The sequence below is a fragment of the Streptomyces sp. NBC_01216 genome, from assembly GCF_035994945.1.
Lineage (GTDB): Bacteria > Actinomycetota > Actinomycetes > Streptomycetales > Streptomycetaceae > Streptomyces.
This window is the reverse complement of sequence record NZ_CP108677.1, coordinates 214,951-231,630: the sequence shown is the minus strand read 5'-3', so window position 1 is coordinate 231,630 and position 16,680 is coordinate 214,951. Positions and strand designations below refer to the sequence as shown.

15 protein-coding genes, 1 pseudogene and 1 riboswitch are annotated in these 16,680 nt (G+C 72.3%); of the genes and pseudogenes, 9 read left to right on the top strand and 7 right to left on the bottom strand.

Annotation, left to right across the window (positions count from 1 at the left end; translation table 11 throughout):
• Positions 1–13 precede the first annotated feature (13 nt).
• Positions 14–1,051 (top strand): FecCD family ABC transporter permease, encoded by a 1,038-nt coding sequence (locus OG393_RS00960; protein WP_327372574.1) that lies wholly within the window; start codon positions 14–16, stop codon positions 1,049–1,051.
• On the top strand, positions 1,048–2,118 hold the full coding sequence (locus OG393_RS00955; protein ID WP_327372573.1) for a FecCD family ABC transporter permease: 1,071 nt from the start codon (positions 1,048–1,050) through the stop codon (positions 2,116–2,118). The genes OG393_RS00960 and OG393_RS00955 overlap by 4 nt, the downstream gene beginning before the upstream one ends.
• A 203-nt stretch (positions 2,119–2,321) precedes the next feature.
• Here OG393_RS00955 and OG393_RS00950 read toward each other — a convergent pair whose 3' ends face one another.
• On the bottom strand, positions 2,322–3,188 hold the full coding sequence (locus OG393_RS00950; RefSeq protein WP_327372572.1) for a transglycosylase SLT domain-containing protein: 867 nt from the start codon (positions 3,186–3,188) through the stop codon (positions 2,322–2,324).
• Positions 3,189–3,191: 3 nt separating this feature from the next.
• A riboswitch (cyclic di-AMP (ydaO/yuaA leader) is annotated at positions 3,192–3,376 on the bottom strand.
• Between the two features lie 565 nt (positions 3,377–3,941).
• Here OG393_RS00950 and OG393_RS00945 point away from each other — a divergent pair.
• Positions 3,942–4,529 (top strand): annotated as a pseudogene (locus OG393_RS00945) (dienelactone hydrolase family protein); the annotation flags it as partial.
• An 87-nt stretch (positions 4,530–4,616) separates the two neighbouring features.
• Entirely contained in the window at positions 4,617–5,303 is a 687-nt protein-coding gene (locus OG393_RS00940; protein ID WP_327372571.1) for a ribonuclease H family protein, read from the top strand.
• Between the two features lie 93 nt (positions 5,304–5,396).
• On the opposite strand, the gene OG393_RS00935 is transcribed toward OG393_RS00940, so the two are convergent.
• The 4 genes from OG393_RS00935 to OG393_RS00920 form a co-directional block, all read right to left on the bottom strand.
• Positions 5,397–6,242, bottom strand: coding sequence for an alpha/beta fold hydrolase (locus tag OG393_RS00935; protein ID WP_327372570.1), 846 nt, complete (start codon positions 6,240–6,242; stop codon positions 5,397–5,399).
• A 102-nt stretch (positions 6,243–6,344) separates the two neighbouring features.
• Positions 6,345–7,664 carry a radical SAM protein gene (locus tag OG393_RS00930; RefSeq protein WP_327372569.1) on the bottom strand — a complete coding sequence of 440 codons (1,320 nt, stop codon included), beginning with the start codon at positions 7,662–7,664 and terminating at the stop codon, positions 6,345–6,347.
• Between the two features lie 225 nt (positions 7,665–7,889).
• On the bottom strand, positions 7,890–8,837 hold the full coding sequence (locus OG393_RS00925) for a PaaX family transcriptional regulator C-terminal domain-containing protein (RefSeq protein WP_327372568.1): 948 nt from the start codon (positions 8,835–8,837) through the stop codon (positions 7,890–7,892).
• Positions 8,834–9,472 (bottom strand): GNAT family N-acetyltransferase, encoded by a 639-nt coding sequence (locus OG393_RS00920; RefSeq protein ID WP_327372567.1) that lies wholly within the window; start codon positions 9,470–9,472, stop codon positions 8,834–8,836. The genes OG393_RS00925 and OG393_RS00920 overlap by 4 nt, the downstream gene beginning before the upstream one ends.
• Before the next feature lie 98 nt (positions 9,473–9,570).
• Between OG393_RS00920 and OG393_RS00915 the strand changes: the two genes are divergently transcribed.
• Entirely contained in the window at positions 9,571–10,650 is a 1,080-nt protein-coding gene (locus tag OG393_RS00915; RefSeq protein ID WP_327372566.1) for an alpha/beta hydrolase family protein, read from the top strand.
• A 170-nt stretch (positions 10,651–10,820) separates the two neighbouring features.
• Positions 10,821–12,644, top strand: a complete 1,824-nt coding sequence (locus tag OG393_RS00910; protein WP_327372565.1) for a glycoside hydrolase family 15 protein — start codon at positions 10,821–10,823, stop codon at positions 12,642–12,644.
• Positions 12,645–12,690: 46 nt separating this feature from the next.
• On the opposite strand, the gene OG393_RS00905 is transcribed toward OG393_RS00910, so the two are convergent.
• Positions 12,691–13,254, bottom strand: coding sequence for a MarR family winged helix-turn-helix transcriptional regulator (locus tag OG393_RS00905; protein WP_327372564.1), 564 nt, complete (start codon positions 13,252–13,254; stop codon positions 12,691–12,693).
• Between the two features lie 113 nt (positions 13,255–13,367).
• Here OG393_RS00905 and OG393_RS00900 point away from each other — a divergent pair, with 113 nt between their 5' ends.
• Positions 13,368–14,600, top strand: coding sequence for an MFS transporter (locus OG393_RS00900; RefSeq protein WP_327372563.1), 1,233 nt, complete (start codon positions 13,368–13,370; stop codon positions 14,598–14,600).
• 158 nt (positions 14,601–14,758) lie between these two features.
• Here the strand turns inward: OG393_RS00900 and OG393_RS00895 are convergent, their stop codons facing one another.
• Positions 14,759–15,193, bottom strand: coding sequence for a hypothetical protein (locus tag OG393_RS00895; RefSeq protein WP_327378269.1), 435 nt, complete (start codon positions 15,191–15,193; stop codon positions 14,759–14,761).
• A 479-nt stretch (positions 15,194–15,672) separates the two neighbouring features.
• Here OG393_RS00895 and OG393_RS00890 point away from each other — a divergent pair, with 479 nt between their 5' ends.
• Together OG393_RS00890 and OG393_RS00885 are read left to right on the top strand one after the other, a co-directional pair.
• A complete protein-coding gene (locus OG393_RS00890; RefSeq protein WP_327372562.1) occupies positions 15,673–16,047 on the top strand; it encodes a hypothetical protein in 375 nt (124 codons plus the stop codon).
• 195 nt (positions 16,048–16,242) lie between these two features.
• Complete coding sequence (locus OG393_RS00885; protein ID WP_327372561.1) at positions 16,243–16,581, top strand: ArsR/SmtB family transcription factor; 339 nt, start codon at positions 16,243–16,245, stop codon at positions 16,579–16,581.
• The last annotated feature ends 99 nt before the right edge of the window (positions 16,582–16,680 follow it).

Here is a 16,680-nt window from a genome sequence, read left to right as displayed (position 1 = left end):
CGGTTCCCTGCGCATGGCCTCCTCCGTGCTCGCCGAGCCGGGTGGTACCAGCACCTCGCGTGCCGGCGCCGCCCGGCTGGCGCTGTCCCTGACGATCTGTCTGACCGCCCTCGTCCTCGCGATGCTCGCGAGCGTGATGTTCGGCAGCAAGACCACGTCGTTCCGTTCGGTCGTGGATGTCCTCGCGGGCCACGGCGACGCCTATCTGACCACCGTCGTCGAGAGCCGCTACCCGCGGACCGCGATCGGAGTCCTCGCCGGCGTGAGCCTGGCGGTCGCCGGCACCCTGATGCAGGGAGTCACCCGGAACCCCCTCGCCGAGCCCGGACTTCTGGGCATCAACGCGGGCGCCTCGGCGAGCATCGTCGCCGCGACCGCGTTCCTCGGCGTCACGGGGCGGTCCGCCACCCTCTGGTGGGCTCTGCCGGGCGCCCTGCTCGCCGGACTCGTCGTGCACCTCATCGGCTCCGCCGGGACGAACGCCGGCCCGGCCCGCCTGGTGCTGGCCGGAGCCGTCCTCTCCGCCGTCCTCGCGGCCTTCGTCCAGGCCGTCACCCTGACCAGACCCAAGGTCTTCGACAGCTACCGCTACTGGGTCGTCGGAGCCCTGGGCGGGCGGGACTTCGAGGTCTTCTGGTCCGTCCTGCCCTTCGCCGCCGTGGGGCTTCTCCTCGCACTCGTGATCGCGCCCGGCCTCAACGTGATGGCCCTGGGCGACGACGCGGCGACCGCCCTCGGTGCCGGCCCGGCGCGGACGAAGGCGGCGGGACTGCTCGCGGCCACCCTCCTCAGCGCGGCCGCCACCGCTGCCGTCGGTCCCGTCGCGTTCGTCGGTCTCGCCGTTCCGCACCTCGTACGCGCCCTGGTCGGCGTCGACTTCCGTCTCCAGATCCTCTTCTCGACCCTGGCCGGTCCCACGCTCCTGCTCTGCGCCGACGTCGTCGGGCGCGTGCTGCTCCGCCCGCAGGAGGTCATGGTCGGCGTCGTCACCGCTTTTATAGGAGCGCCCGCGCTCCTGCTGGCCGTCCGCCGGATGAGAGGGAGCGCATGAGCGCCCAGCCGACCCCGGCTCCCGTCCGGGCGCCCTCGGGCACACGCGTCGTCAGGATCGGCGGCACGGTGTCGGTACGCGTACGCACCTCCACGATCCTCCTGGCGATCGGCCTGCTGTTCCTGCTCGTCGTCGCCGCGACGGCCACGCTCACGCTGGGCCGCCTCGGTATCCGGCTTCCCGATCTCCCCTCGGCGTTGCTCGGCGGGGCGGAAGGCAAGAACGCCTTCGTCCTCAACCGCCTGCGCGGCCCGCGACTGGTCGTCGGCATCGGCACGGGCGCCGCGTTCGGCCTCTCCGGAGCGCTGTTCCAGTCGGTCACCCGCAATCCCCTCGGCAGTCCGGACGTGATCGGACTCGGCGCTGGCGCGGGCGCGGGCGCGGCCGTCGTCGCCCTGCTCCTGCCGGACACCGTGCCGGTATCCGCCGGAGCACTCCTCGGCGCGGTCCTGGCCATGGTGCTCGTCTACGTGTCGACCGGGACCGGCTTCCGTAACCCGGTGCGCCTCGTCGTCGCCGGTATCGGCGTCTCCGCCATGGCGGTCGCCGTCATCCAGTACGTCGTCTACGCCGTCGAGCGGGACAAGGCGACCGTGCTCAGCGCCTACGTCAACGGCAGCCTGTCGGCCCGCTCCTGGGAGGACGCGACCACGATCTGGCTGGTCCTCGCCGGGGTCGTACCGCTCGCCGTGCTGCTCTCGCGGGACATCGGAATCGGCGAGATGGGTGACGACACCGCGGCGGCGCTCGGCGGCCGGCCCGCCCGGACCAAGACCGTCGCCGTCACCCTGGCGATCGTGCTGTCGGCCGGTGCGGTGAGCGTGGCGGGGCCGATCGCCTTCATCTCCCTGACGGCCCCCCAGATCGCCAAGCGGCTGTCGCGCGGATCAGGCCCCCAGCTCGCGCTGTCCATGCTGTTGGGCGCGCTGCTGCTGGTCCTGGCCGATCTCGCCGCCCAGCAGATGCCGCTCCTGGAGAATCTGCCGGTGGGCATCTACACGATGGCCATCGGCGGTCTTTACCTCGGCTACCTGCTGGTCCGCGAATGGCGGCGCGGCACGCTGTAGTCCGGGCGGCGCTGCCACCGCGTGCGTCCCCACCCGCGTCCCGAGGGGCCCGCGCCGCATCGCGGGCGCGCGGACGACAGGGGGGAAGGCCCTGACCCCCGAGCGGTCAGGGCCTTCCTCCTGTCGCGGTGAGAGCCTGTCGATCGAAGGTCACCCGACAGGCTCTGAGGCGGCGCGCCCGTCAGGAAGCGCCGTCGCCCCGGTCAGTAGGCGCCGAAGACGTTGTCGATGGAGCCGTAGCGGTCGGCCGCGTAGTTGCAGGCGGCGGTGATGTTGGCGACCGGGTCGAACAGGTCCATGGACGTACCGGGCACGTGGTAGGCGAGGAACGTCGGCTGGATGACCTGCAGCAGGCCCTTCGAGGGGGTGCCGGCCGCAGCGTTGGAGTCCCAGTTGTTCACGGCCTGCGGGTTGCCGGAGGACTCGCGCATGATGTTGCGGTGGATTCCCTCGTAGGAGCCGGGGATGCCGTGCTGGGCCATCACGTCCAGCGACTCCCTTATCCAGCCGTCGAGGTCGTTCGTGTAGTTCTTGGCCGCGACGGGAGCGGCGGCCTGCGTCTGCGGCGCGGGGGTGGTGCGCTGCTGGGATCGGCTGGCCCGGTCGGTGGACGTGGCCTGTGCCGGCTCGGCCGTCTTCGTCTTCGTCTTCTGCGCGGGTGCGGAGGACTTCGGCTTGGCCGCTGTGGAATTCCGGTGAAGCGTCAGCTTGAGCCCGGGATGAATAAGTGACGGATTGTCACCGACCGCGTCGTGATTGGCGCGGTAGAGAACCTTCCAACCGCCTCGGACGCCCTGTTCGTAAGCGATCATCGAGAGAGAGTCCCCCGGCGCGACGGTGTACGTCTTTGGGGTGGTGGCGGGTGCCGCCGGAAGGGATTCCGTGATCTTTTGAGAGACATTTGCGGCGGCGTTAGCCGTGGCAATGGCAGGAGTGATCTCGGGAGCCGCGTGGGCGGTGGCGGACGCGACCAGCGGAAGCGTCAGGGCGGCGCTACCCGTGCTGATCAGGGCGATACCACGGGCGAGCGGGCGACGCTTCGGGCGTCGGTGCTTACCGTTTGCAGGCATGACGGATTTCCTCTCCGGCGCCTGCGGGGTGAGCTGTCGGGTTCGGGCTGGAGATGCCCGGTCGCACAGGTGCGACTTCACCCCTAGCCGTTCCGGAGTCCGGACCGGCGAATACATGGGTCCCCCGCTCCTGCCGGCGGTGAATAGTGGGAATTGCGGATGGTGGCAGGATTCGGCGTTCCATCCGAATGGAGGTGACCGTAGGCGAGAAATGCCGTCGATAACAAGACGCTCCGAGTGGCCGGCGGGCGGGGCCGCGAAGGTGGAGGAGGCCCCGAATCTCCCTGAAACGCTGGGAGATGGGGTCCGTGGGCGGGTCACCGGGTCGCGTGCCCGTGAGTCATGTCACCTGGAAGAAATGTCCGACATCATCCGATAATTGCGAGCAAAGGAAGATTGATCCTTGGAGGGTAACTGGTCGTTTTATGGCTTTTTATGCGCGTGTTGAGGTCCCGGTGCGGAGGCGAGAGTCCGCCGGTGACCCGACCGCCGCACCGCGACGGACCCCACGAGCGCGCGCGGCGACAGCGCGGGCCGGTCTGTGGGCCTCGACTCCCCTGCCCCCGGTTCCCGAGGCATGTCCCCTCCCCGACAGAGCCGGCGTCCGGACACCTCGCCCGAGAGCAGCCTTAGGCTCATGAGGCCGGCGGACCGGCGGGCGCCTTCCCGCCCCAGGGGAGTGGCGGCGCCGACCCTCCCGTCAGCCGACGCTCACCGAGGGGTGCGCTCGCAGCCAGAGGCGGGCGTCCCACGAGAAGGAGTCCCATGGCCGAGGTACTGCTGTTCCACCACGCGCACGGTCTGACGGCGGGCGTCACCGCCTTCGCCGGCGAACTGCGCCGGCACGGCCACACCGTGCACGTGCCCGACCTGTACGAGGGCCGCGTCTTCGACACGCTCGAAGAGGGTGTCGGACACGCCCAGGCCCTCGGCTTCGACACGATCGTCGAGCGCGGTGTCCACGCCGCCGAGTCGCTGCCGGACGGGCTCGTCCTCGCCGGATTCTCCCTGGGCGTGCTCCCCGCGCAGCGGCTCGCGCAGACCAGGCCCGGCGCCACCGGGGCCCTCCTCTTCAGTGCCTGCATCCCCGCGGACGACTTCGGCGGCTGGCCGGACGGCGTTCCGGTGCAGGTGCACGGTATGGACGGCGACCCGTACTTCACCGGGGAGGGCGACCTCGACGCCGCCCGCGCGCTCGTCGCGAGCACCGGGAAGGCCGAGCTCTTCCTCTACCCCGGCGAGGAGCACCTGTTCGCCGACAGCACCCTGCCGTCCTACGACGCGAGCGCCGCGACCCTGCTCACCGAACAGGTGCTCGGCTTCCTCGGCGCCGCCGGATAGCGGTGTGGGGCCCCGGGTGGCCGGGACGGGGAGCGCCCACCGGATCGGCGTGTGTGCCTCCGGCCCCCGGCATGCCAGGATCGTGGCATGGTGCAGAAGATCATCGCGGCGTGCGACGGCGCGTCGAAGGGCAATCCCGGGCCCGCGGCCTGGGCATGGGTCGTCGCCGGGACGGACGGCGAGGTCGCGACCTGGGAGGCCGGTCCGCTGGGCAGCGCGACGAACAACGTCGCCGAACTCACCGCGCTCCAGAGACTCCTGGAGGCCCTCGACCCGGCGGCGCCGGTGGAGATCCGGATGGACTCCCAGTACGCCATGAAGGCGGTCACGACCTGGCTGCCGGGCTGGCGCCGCAAGGGCTGGAAGACCGCCTCGGGCTCCCCGGTGGCGAACAAGGACCTGGTCGTGCGGATCGACGAACTCCTGGCCGGCCGCCAGGTGGACTTCGTCCACACCCCGGCGCACCAGGTCGACGGGGACCGTCTGAACGACGCCGCCGACCGGGCGGCCGGCCACGCCGCCCGCACCCAGCAGGCCATCGGCTCGGCGGCCGGCTCCGAGCTGCCGCCCGCCGGACCCGGCGGCGGCGCCGCGAGGCCCGTCGGCGCCGGAGGCCGGCCGACGGCCCGCCGCCCGGGCTCTCGCACGACGGGCGGTGGTTCCCTGAAGGCCAGGTTCTCCGGCCGATGCCGTTGCGGAAGCCCCTATGCCAAGGGCGAGACGATCACGAAGAACCCCGACGGCTGGGGTCATCCGGCCTGCGCGACGCCCTGACGCACGTCGGCGACCGAGTCCGTACGCGGCACGTCCGCCGCCGACGGACAGGGCCCTCTCGCCGGCCCCGTGCCCCCGGCCGCCGGTGCTCCGTCACGCGAGAAACGCCGCGGTGCTCGTCACGAACAGCTCGGAGTCGTCGAGCCAGGGGAAGTGTCCGGCCCCCCGCTGTACGACGAGTTCCGCGCGCGGGAAGACCTCGGCCACCTCGGCGACGGCGCGCGGAGGGGAGTTGAGGTCGGCCTCACCGGCCAGCAGGAGGACGGGCGACCCGAGGCGACCGAGCGCGGCCCGGACGGCCGGGGGATCGAAGGCACCCTCGGCGCCGTACGTCGCGGCGGCCTCCCCGTTGCGCTGTCCGTCCGCCGCGGCCTGGTGGGCGCGGGCGGTCCCGTCCCAGCGGCCGTACAGGAAAGGGGCGATGGCCTGGAACGAGCTGGCCGTACCCTGACCGGACACGAGGGCCTCGAGCGCCGCGAACGCCTCCGGGAACCACGGCTCGCCCTGGTGCAGCCGTGCCGCCTCCAGCCGGTCGTCGGCGGTGACCGCCACGCCGAAGGCCAGCACGCTCGGTGTGATCAGCGCCAGTCTGCCGATCCGCTCCGGGTGGCGGCTCGCGTACGCCGCCGCCAGGTTGGTGCCGCCGGAATGCGCCAGCAGGTCGACCGTGCCCAGGCCGAGATGTTCCCGCAGCGCCTCCACATCGTCGACGAGCCGGTCGCAGCGGTACGTCGCGGGGTCCACCGGTGTCGCGGACCGGCCGGTTCCGCGCAGATCCAGCAGGACCAGCGGCCGACGCGCGGCGAGACCGCCGAGGTCGCCCAGGTACGCGGAATCCTGCATCGGACCGCCCGGGAGGCAGACGACGGGAGGACCGTCCCCGTCCCCCCGTCGGTGGTAGGCGAGTTCGGTCCCGTCGGGAGCGGAGAAGGCAGGCATGCGCGGCACCCTCACACGGGACGTGCGCGACGGGCAAGCGGGTTACCCCGCCGCCCGGCGGCGTCCGGAGCGGGACCCGCCACGGAGTCGGGGCCGGTTCCGTCAGAGTCCTTCGAGGCTGTCCATGAAGGAGCTCACCGAGAACACCGCGCGACCGGGGCCGGCCGGACCGTAACCGGGCGGCGAGCTCAGGCCGAACTCCTCGAGCGTCGCCCGGTACGTCTCCAGGAGGCGGATGTGGTACTCCAGCGGCGCGCCCAGCGGATTGGCCTTGCCCAACGGAGTCGTGGGCTCCGGGCACCAGGTGGTGAAGCGCGGCACGACACCCTTCGACATGAAGAACCGCAGGCCCTCCGCGGTCGACTCGATCGCCTCACTCACCTTCGTGAAGCCGAAGGGCTCGGCCATCTCGATCCCCGCCACGAAGTTGGGGATCACCTGGCGCGCACCGAACACCTCCGCGGCGTCCAGAATCCTGCGGTGCCACTCGTCACGGCCGACGTAGCGCTCCTTGCCCGGGCAGTGCAGCTCGAACAAGCGCCGGTCCCAGACCTCGAAGTTGGGATGGTAGATCCGGATGCCGTAGTCGTGGAAGCGCTGCACGGCGTCGCGGGGCAGCGCCTGAGCGACGACCTTGCCCGTCCAGCGGCCCGGGAAGCGTTCCTCGATGGCCTGGGCGTAGTGGCCGTAGAAGTCGGCCTCGTCACGGCCGCCCACCTGGGAGGTGATGGAGCCACCCGTGAGGGTGTAGGCGCGTGAGGTGCCCGCGGTGTCGTACCGGTCGATGATCTCCAGCGCCTCCAGCACCTCCTCCACCGGCTTCACACCGGTGTACGGACGGCCCGCGGCCTTGTGCTGGCGCCAGTTGTGGTTGATGTCGCAGAACTGGCACTCCTCCTTCGCGCCGAAGTACTGGCACACCCGGAACACCGTCAGATAGATGAGGTATCCCCACTGGATGGTCGGCGCGACCTCCATGACGGACTTGCCGTTCGACAGCGTGTGCCGGTAGTACTCCGGCATCGGCGGCAGGCCGACGTCCGCGATCCGAGCCCCGTCCAGGTACAGGCCCAGCGTCCCGTCCTCGCCGCCGCGCACGACGTACGGGGAGTCGGGGTTGACGCGTACGGACACGACGGTGCGCCGCAGCCCGTACGGGCCTCCGGTGAGCACGATCTCCTCGGGTGGCCGGTTGAGCGCCGCGGCACCGAGCTCCGGAAGCGTGCGGTGGTCGAAGGAGAAGATGAAGTACGACTTCGGTTTGACGTCTCCGGACGCCCCGTCGGCGGTGTCGCTCAGCGCCGACTCGTCGAAGGCCATGCCGCCCCGCAGGAGGTCTTCCTTGATCACGGCTTCCCGGGGTACGTGCGGGAAACGCCCCATCAGATCCTCGACCAGTGCGGTGCGGCTGAGGCTCGTCATGTGCTGCTCCATCCCTGAGTCCCCGAGCTCCCGGGGCCGCGGACTCCGGAGGATCGCCGCGTGGCTGGGGCCGCCGCGGTCACCCCGGGAGCTTCGGTCTTTTCCGTCTCCTGGAAGCGTATCCCCGCCGTTTGCCCGGCTTGCGGCGGGTGCCCGGTGCGGGCACGCCCGGGTGCCCCGGTCGTGACTCTTCACCCCGCGCCGCCGGGGCCTCGGCCGCGGCCGTCAGACCGCTGTCCCGACGCCGGGGAGCGCGTCCGAGAAGAGCGCGAAGAGCCGGAGGGTGGACCCGGGGGAGCGGTCGGGGTGCCCGTCGGCGGGCCCGTGACCGGGGGCGCTCCGGGCGAGGAGCCGGGTCCAGCAGTCGGCGGCCAGTCGGCGTGCCCGCGCGCCCGGCCACGCGGGGGGCAGGAGTTCGGGCGGCAGAAGCGGGTCGGGACGCATCGCGTCGGTGAACACGGCGGCGAGCTCCACCGCCATGGTGAGCCGCTCGGTCCCCGTCAGCGGCGTCGCGTCGTCGAGTCGGGCCAGGCAGTCTCCGGCGAACGCCGCGAGTCGCTGGTGGCCGGCGGCGATCGTGTCGAGGGGCCACAGCGTGGCGGCCAGCTCCCGCGGATCGTCGACCCCTCCCACGGAGAGGTCCCCGCTGGTCAGGAAGGTGACCGAGGGGAGGACTCCGAGGTGCCGGGCGCGGGCCCGGACGAGTGCGCCGACAGGATGGGCGGTGACGTACAGGCCGCCGTGCACGGGCGCGGCGCCGAGATGCAGCAGCGTGTCGCGCAGGGCGTCGCGTGCGGACCGCCGTGCCTCGGGGACGGCGAAACCGAACAGGAACCAGGTGCCCTGCCAGGGGGCGAGTCCCTGGTCCTGCCGGTAGGCGTGGCGGACGTAGTCGGCGTCCGGTGCGAGGGAGCCCGTCTCATCGGCGACGACCCGGAGCACGGCCTTGCGTCCGCGTCCCTCCTGGGTGAAGCGGCCGTCCGCCACCAGACGTCTGACGCACAGCCGCACCTGCTGGTCCGTCATGCCCAGGACACCGGCGACCGCGTAGAGGTCCGTGCCGTCGACGGTGCCGTCCTCCCGGACGAGGGCGTGCACGAGCAGCCGGGTCGGGATCTCCGGTCTCTCCGGCCGGCCGCCGCCGGCCGGGTCCGCCGCGTCGCCGCCGGTCATCGCGCCTCCCGCCCGCCGGTGAGGTCCGCGGCCGTCACCGGCCGCCGCATGGTCGTCACCGCGCCGAATCCCATCAGCCGCCGCAGGTACGGGGTCCGCTCGGTCCGCGTGGCGACGAAGCCGTGGCGTTCGTACAGGGCGCGGGCGCGCGGGTTCACGTCGATCACGTCCAGCCGGATGTGCCGGCTGCCGTGCTCGGCCGCGACGGCGGCGATCTCCGTGAGCAGGCGCCCGCCGATGCCGCCGCCCCGGTGCGCGGCGTCCACCGCGATGCCGTCCATCAGCAGCTCCGCGTCGCCCGCGGTCCGTTCGAGGAGGGCGAGCAGCGCCAGTCTCGGCAGCCCGCGGAGTGCTCCGTAGGCAGCGAGCACGTCCACGGCGCCTCCGCCGGTGAGTGACCGTCCGTCGAGCCGGTACCCGGCGACGCCGACCACCCGGCCGCCGGCGAGCGCGGTGACGCCGCGGTCGTGCCGCAGGTGCGCGGCGAGGAACGCCCGCGCCTTGCCGGGCGGGCCGAGCGCCGCCCCGAGCTTGCGGCCGAACGCCTCCCAGTAGAGGGCGGCGACCTCTCGCTCGCTCCCCTCCGGCACGCCCCGGCGGACCACCGGCCCGCTTCCCGGGTTTCCCGTCGTCATCGCGCTCCTCCTCCTTCGTCCGACCTTGCGCGATCGAGTCTAATACGTTCATTCTTGAAACGAGCGTTATTGAACTGAACGGAATGAGGGGGCTCCGGATGACAAGAGACGGACGACGCGGAATCGACCACCCGCGACGAGGCCGCCGCGGGTGGCGCCTGACGCTGTGGACACTGGTCGGTGTCCTGCTGACGACCCTCGCGCTGGGAGGCGTGGTGCTCTGGCGGAACACCTATGCGCTGCGGGAGGAGCATGTCTCCCTCCGGCACGACGGCCGGTCGCTCGACGGTGTCCTCGCGCGGCCGGAGCGCGGCGACGGGCCGTTCGGGCTGGTCGTCTTCGTCCACGGAGACGGGCCCGTCGACGCGACGCACGAGACGTTCTACCGGCCCCTGTGGGAGGCGTTCGCCCGCGCCGGATACGCCTCGCTGTCGTTCAGCAAGCCCGGGGTGGCGGGCTCGGAGGGCGACTGGCTCGACCAGAGCATGGAAGACCGGGCGCGTGAGACCCTGGCCGCGGTGGCGTGGGGGCGCGCCCGGTCGGACATCGATGGTGGCCGCGTCGGCCTGTGGGGAGCCAGTCAGGCGGGCTGGGTCCTGCCCAAGGTGGCGGCCGCGGACCCACGCCTCCAGTTCGTCATCGCCGTCTCGCCCGCCGTCGACTGGCGGCAGCAGGGGCGCTACAACCTCCTGGCGCGACTGCGGGAGGAGGGTGCGTCCCCGGAGGAGACGGCCGTCGCTCTGCGCCGGCGCGAGACGACACTGGACCTGCTGAGGCGCGGAGCGTCATTCGAGGAGTACCGGGACACGGTCGGCGACGTGCGGGACATGACCGCCGCCCGCTGGCGCTTCGTCACGAGGAACCACACGGCCGACGCCTCCGCCGACCTCCGTGCGGTACGCGGTGTGCCTGTCCTCCTGGTCCTGGCCGGGCACGACGTCAACGTCGACGTCGCCGACACCGAGTCCCGCTACCGCGCGCTCCTGCCGGCCCCGGCCCTCCGGGTCGCACGCTATCCGCACGCCACGCACTCCCTGCTGGAGTACGACGTCGAACGCTCGCGGCCACGTCTGCTGCTGACCGCCGTCCTCGACCCGCGCGGCCTCTTCGCCGCCGGGTTCCTCGCCGACCAGACGGAGTACCTCCGGACGTCGGCCACCACGAGGGCCACACCCTGACGGCCGACGCCCCCGCGCGGGCAGGGGCCGGCGGTCGCGGCCGGGACCGGTCCCGCGGTTCACCCGATCGGCCGGTCCGTGTTGCCACCGCCGGCCGCTGCGGGTTGCGTGGAGCGGGCGAGCGACGCGGTGTGCCGCGCCCGGTCCCGACCAAGGAATCGAGGGCATTGATGCGTGCGTACCCACCGATCGCCGATCACGGACTGATCGGAGACCTCCAGAGCGCCGCGCTGGTCTCCGGCGGGGGTTCCGTCGACTGGATGTGCGCACCCCGGTTCGACTCGCCGAGCATCTTCGCCGCCCTCCTCGACGCCGAGCGCGGTGGCCACTTCACGATCGCGCCGCTGCACGAGGACACGACCGTGCGCCAGCTGTACCTTCCCGACACGGCCGTGCTGGTCACCCGGTTCCTGACCCCGGAAGGGGTGGGGGAGGTGGTCGACTTCATGCCGGTCGCCGACCGTCCCGAGGTGGCCGACGACCGGCGCCGGCTGATGCGGGTCCTGCGCGTCGTCCGCGGCACCGTCACCTTCGGTCTGGAGTGCCGCCCGCGGTTCGACTACGGCCGCGCCGCGCACACCCTCGCGCTCGAAGGACAGGGGGCCGTCTTCCGCGGGCCCGGTCTCGACATCCACCTCCAGAGCGACATCCCGCTCGTGGCCGACGGGCAGGACGTGCGGGCCACCGTCACCCTGCGACAGGGGGAGCGTGCCGGAATCCTCCTGGAGACCCGCGCCGCCGGGTCTCCCGAGCCCCAGCCGGCGAGCGTCGAGGGCTTCCGTACGGAGTTCGAGGCGACCATGGGGTTCTGGCACGACTGGATGGGCCGCTGCCGCTACCGGGGCCGCTGGCAGCAGATGGTCAACCGGTCGGCGATCACCCTCAAGCTCCTCATCTACGCGCCCACCGGCGCCCCTATCGCGTCGCCGACGACGGGTCTGCCGGAGCAGGTCGGCGGGGAGCGTAACTGGGACTACCGCTACACCTGGATCCGGGACGCGTCGCTGTCGGTTCGGGTCCTGATCGACCTCGGCTACGTCGAGGAGGCCGACGCCTTTCGCGCGTGGCTCGGCGGGTGCCTGCGGGCGACCAGCGCGGCGGGCGGGGAGCCGCTCCAGATCATGTACCGCGTCGACGGCGACCCCCGGCTCCCCGAGGAGGTCCTGGACCACCTGAGCGGCTACCGCGACTCCGCCCCGGTGCGGGCCGGGAACGCGGCGGCGGACCAGCTCCAGCTCGACATCTACGGGGAGTTCGCGTACGGCCTCACGCATTCCCCGGACGTCGCCGAACTCGCCGGTTACGAAGGGTGGCTGGGGTTCGCGGCGCTCCTCGACTGGCTCGCGGCGCACTGGGACCGTCCCGACGAGGGCGTCTGGGAGACCCGCGGCGGGCGCCGGGACTTCACCTTCAGCCGGGTGATGTGCTGGGTCGCGTTCGACCGGGGCGTCCGGCTGGCCACCGAGTACGCCCGGCCGGCCGACCTGACGCGCTGGACGGCCACCCGGGACGCCATCCTCACGCAGGTGATGAGGCGTGGCTGGAACCCCGACCGCGGGGCGTTCGTGCAGCACTACGGCAGTGACGTCCTGGACGCGTCGCTCCTGCTGATGCCGCTGCTCGGCTTCATCTCGCCGAAGTCCTCGCACTGGCTGTCCACCCTGGACGCGATCGACCGCGAGCTGGTCACCGACAGTCTCGTGTACCGCTACAACCCGGAGGCGTCGCCTGACGGCCTGCGCGGCTCCGAGGGCACCTTCTCGCTGTGCAGCTTCCTCTACGTCAACGCCATGGCACGCGCGGGCCGTGTGCGGCAGGCTCGCTACGCGATGGACAAGATGCTGACCTACGCCAACCATGTCGGCCTGTTCTCCGAGGAGATCGGTCCGACGGGCGAACAACTCGGAAACTTCCCGCAGGCGTTCACCCACCTCGCGCTGATCACCGCGGCGATGGCCCTGGACGAGGAGCTGGACAAGGCCGACCGGCGCTGACCGTCGTGTCCTGCCGAACGCGCCCGCTGACCCCTGGGAGGCGGTCTCACCCGGAGTCCGCCGGGTGGCTCAGGCCGGATCGCCGCGTCCGGGAGTGCGCGCGCCGGCCCTCGGCCGTGTCGCCCAGCGATTCGAGGAGGGTGCGCAGCGCGTCGCCGAGCCGCTCGCACTCCTCCCGGCCGAACGCGCGCAGCAGTCGCGCCTCGTTGTCGAGATGGCCGGCGATGTAGTCGTCGATGAGCCGCTGCCCGTGATCGGTGAGCCGGATGGTGACGGTACGCCGGTCGCCCCCGTGGCGCACCCGTTCCACGAGGCCCTTCGTCTCCATGCGGTCGATGCGGTGGGTGATCGCGCCCGACGTCACCATGGACTCCCTGAGGAGCGCGCCCGCCGTCAGCTCGTACGGGGATCCGGACCGCCGCAGCGTGGCCAGCACGTCGGCCTCGCCCAGTTCGAGTCCGTGACCGGCCGCGAACGCCTTGAACTCCTTGTCCAGCACCTGCCCGAGGCGCTGGAGCCGCCCCAGTACATGCAGTGGCCAGAGACGTTCCGCCAGGTCGGGCCGCTCCTTCGTCCACTGGTCGGTGATCGCGTCCACGGCGTCGCCCACGGGTGACTCCCTTCGAGGCAGTAATTACTCAATGCTAAGACAATTGACGACCGTCCGGGCTCCCTGCTTTTATCTTAACGTTGAGATTCTTAATTCTGAGCAAGGGAGCCGTCGTGCCTGCCCATGACGCCGCCGCGGAGTTCACCGCGCACTCACCACCCGCCGCCCCACCGCGCCGCGAGATCCCGGCCCTCTGGCCCGCCCTGCTGGCGGCGCCCATGGCGGCGGGAGCCAACAGCCCGGTCCTGATCCTCCCGGACATCGCCAGGTCGTTCGCGACCACGACCCTGACGGCCGGCTGGTTCGTCACCGCCTTCGCGTGGGCCCTGGCGGTCGGCACCCCCCTGATGGCGGGCCTGCTGCGCCGCCGGGGACTCCGCACCACGCTTCGGGTCAGCGCCCTCCTGCTCGCCGCGGGCACGGTGGCGGTCGCGCTCGCCCCCTGGATGGCGCTCGCCCTGCCGGGCCGGGCGGCCCAGGCGTTCGGCGGAGCCGGGCTCGTCGCCTCGGCCATGAGCCTGGCCCGTACGGTCCGGCGGATGGGCGTCATCGCCATGGGCTTCGGGGTCTTCGCTGCGGTCGGCCCGCTCCTCGGGTCGCTGATCGCCGACACGCTGAGCTGGCGCGTCTCGCTGATGCTCTCCGTCCCGGCCCTGCTGGCCCTCCCCGCGGCCCTGCGTGCCGCGCCGCCCGCGCCGCCGGCCCCGACCACTCCCTTCGACGCCCGGGGAGCGGCCCTGCTCGCCACTCTGGCGAGCTTCCTGGTGCTGACCCCCCGCTACCCGCTTCCGGCGGCGATCGCGGCGGCGGCGGGCGGCGCGCTGCTGGCGCTGCACGTCCGGGCCCGCCCCGACGGATTCCTCCCGGCCGCACTCCTGCGCACTCCGGCGTTCGCGCTCTGCGCACTGCTCGCCTGCGCCCTGTCCACCTCGTACTTCACCCTCCTCTTCGGCCTGCCGGGGCAACTCGCGGCGCGAACGGACTGGTCCACCGCCGCCATCGGCGCCGGACAGCTCGTCGCCCTCCTCGCGGGCTCCCTCTGCTCCTGGCTCCTGGCCGCCACTGCCGGCCGGATGGGCGGGGCCCGGGTGGTGGCGCTCCTGATCGGCCTCGGCCTGCTCGCGCGGCTCACCGCCGATCTGACCCCCTGGGTCCCCCTCCTGCTGCCGGCGTTCGCGCTGTCGGCCCTCGCGACGACCGCCGGCAACGCCACGCTCGCCGCCTACGCGGCCGGAGTCGCACCGGAGGCGCAGCGCCCCACGGCGATCGGCCTGTTCCACCTCTGTTACCAGCTGGGCGGGGCCTTCGGCCCCGCGCTCGCGGCCCTGTCCACCCTGCCCCGGTAGCGGCGTCACGCCCGCCCGACGCACCGGGCCGGGCGGGCTTCTCCGGGGTGCCGCGCGGGATCGACGGTGCCGCGCCCCGTCCACCGCACCGGTCGGCCGGGATCCGTCCCGCGCGTGCCAGGGCGTGACCGCCCGGTCGGAGGCCACCCGACAGGCCCTCAGGGGGCGCCGGACCGGCCCCGTGCGGGGCACCCACCCCCGACCTCACAGGGGCGGCGGGACGAGACGCCGTACGGCACGACCACGATCTGCACGTCGTCCTCGTAGACGATCCGGCCCGGGTCCGCACAGCGCAGCGGCCGGCAGGGGACCGCGTGGGCGGCCAGGATCGCCGGGTAGCCGCCGACGCGCTCGATGAGGTGGTGCGCCGATGGCTTGAACCAGGCGGCGGCGCCGGGGTTCTTCACGGCGTCGTAGACGGCCGGGTCGACCGACGACGGGTCGGGGTAGGCGGCGTCGTACCAGCGGTTGCCGGCCCGGCGGAAGGACTCTTCCGCCGCGGACAGGCGTCCTTCCCGTGCCAGCCTGTTGACCAGTCCGAACACCCCTGTGAAATGGCCCCGCTCGTTGCGGAGCGGCGAGGCGAAGCGCAGGTAGAGCGCCGTCCCGTCCGCGCGGTCCGCCGCCCCGCACTCCTCGCGCCGCCCGCGCGGAGCGATCCGGCTCCCGGCGCCGGTTCCGCCCGTGCTCGCGGGGCGCGGCGAGGCTAGCGCGGCGGTCGTCGGGACGTCACCGGTGGGTGGTGGACCGGCCGTCCACGTCCGCCGCCCGTACGGTGCGACCTCGGAGGAATCGATTCGCGCGGAGAGTCTTCTCATGGGGCGGATGATCCGGCGCCGGTCCGCGTGCCGCAAGGAGGCCGCGGCGTCCCGGCACACCGCTCGAGGGGAGACGCGAAGAGCGGGGGTGTCACCGGGCACGTCCACGGCGGAGTGCGGAGCGGGATGATCGGTTTTCAGCCGACCAGCCGCTTTCCTCCTCCTTCCTCGACGCCGGTCAGTAGCGTCTCGATCACCGACCGACCGGGGGGCCACCGCCGGCCGGACCATCATGAGTTGAGGGAGCGAGCGCTGTGGTGAATGTGGAGACGTCTTTGAAGGAGGCGATGGCCTCGATCGAGGGGACCGTGGGCGTCGCCCTCGTCGACTACACGAGCGGCATGGCGCTCGGAACCCTCGGCGGCAGCAAGGACCTCGACCTGACGGTCGCCGCCGCGGGCAACACCGACGTGATCCGGGCGAAGACCCGCGCCATGGAGATGCTGGGTCTCCAGGAGGAGATCGAGGACATGCTGATCACCCTCGGCGGCCAGTACCACCTCATCCGGCTCCTCAAGGGCCGGGGCGGCAACGGTCTTTTCCTGTACATCGTCCTGGACAAGGGACGGGCCAATCTCGCGATGGCCCGCCACCAACTCCGCCGCATCGAGAAGGATCTCGAGCTCTAGTCGTTCGTCGATCTGCCTGATCACGTGTGCCCATGAGTTGAAGAAATCTTCAACTCGACACATCCAAAAAAGGTCAGCTGCAGGTGGGGGCGGGTCCCGGCACGGCAGGATCGTGAACACGGTCGTGGAGGACCCGGCGCACTGCCGGTCGCCGCCCCCACCCAGCAGCCCATACCCCGGCAGGAGCGTTGTTGCATGCAGGTACCGCTGTACCAGGCCAAGGCGGAGTTCTTTCGCATGCTCGGTCACCCGGTCCGAATCCGTGTTCTGGAACTTCTCCAGGACGGCCCGCTACCGGTGCGCGAACTGCTGAACGACATCGAGATCGAACCCTCCAGCCTCTCCCAGCAGCTGGCGGTGCTGCGCCGCTCCGGCATCGTGGTCTCGATCCGTGACGGCTCCACCGTCAGCTACGCGCTGGCGGGCGGCGACGTGGCCGAGCTCCTGCGCGCGGCCCGGAGGATCCTCACCGAACTCCTGGCCGGCCAGAGCGAACTGCTCGCCGAACTGCGGCACGCCGACGCGCCCGCATGACGCGACGGCGACCCGCCCGGGAGCCGTTCCGCCACCCGTCACCGTCCCCGCGACGGGACGGGTTTTCGCGCGCGTGGCTCGGGGCTCCCCGCGGTGCCG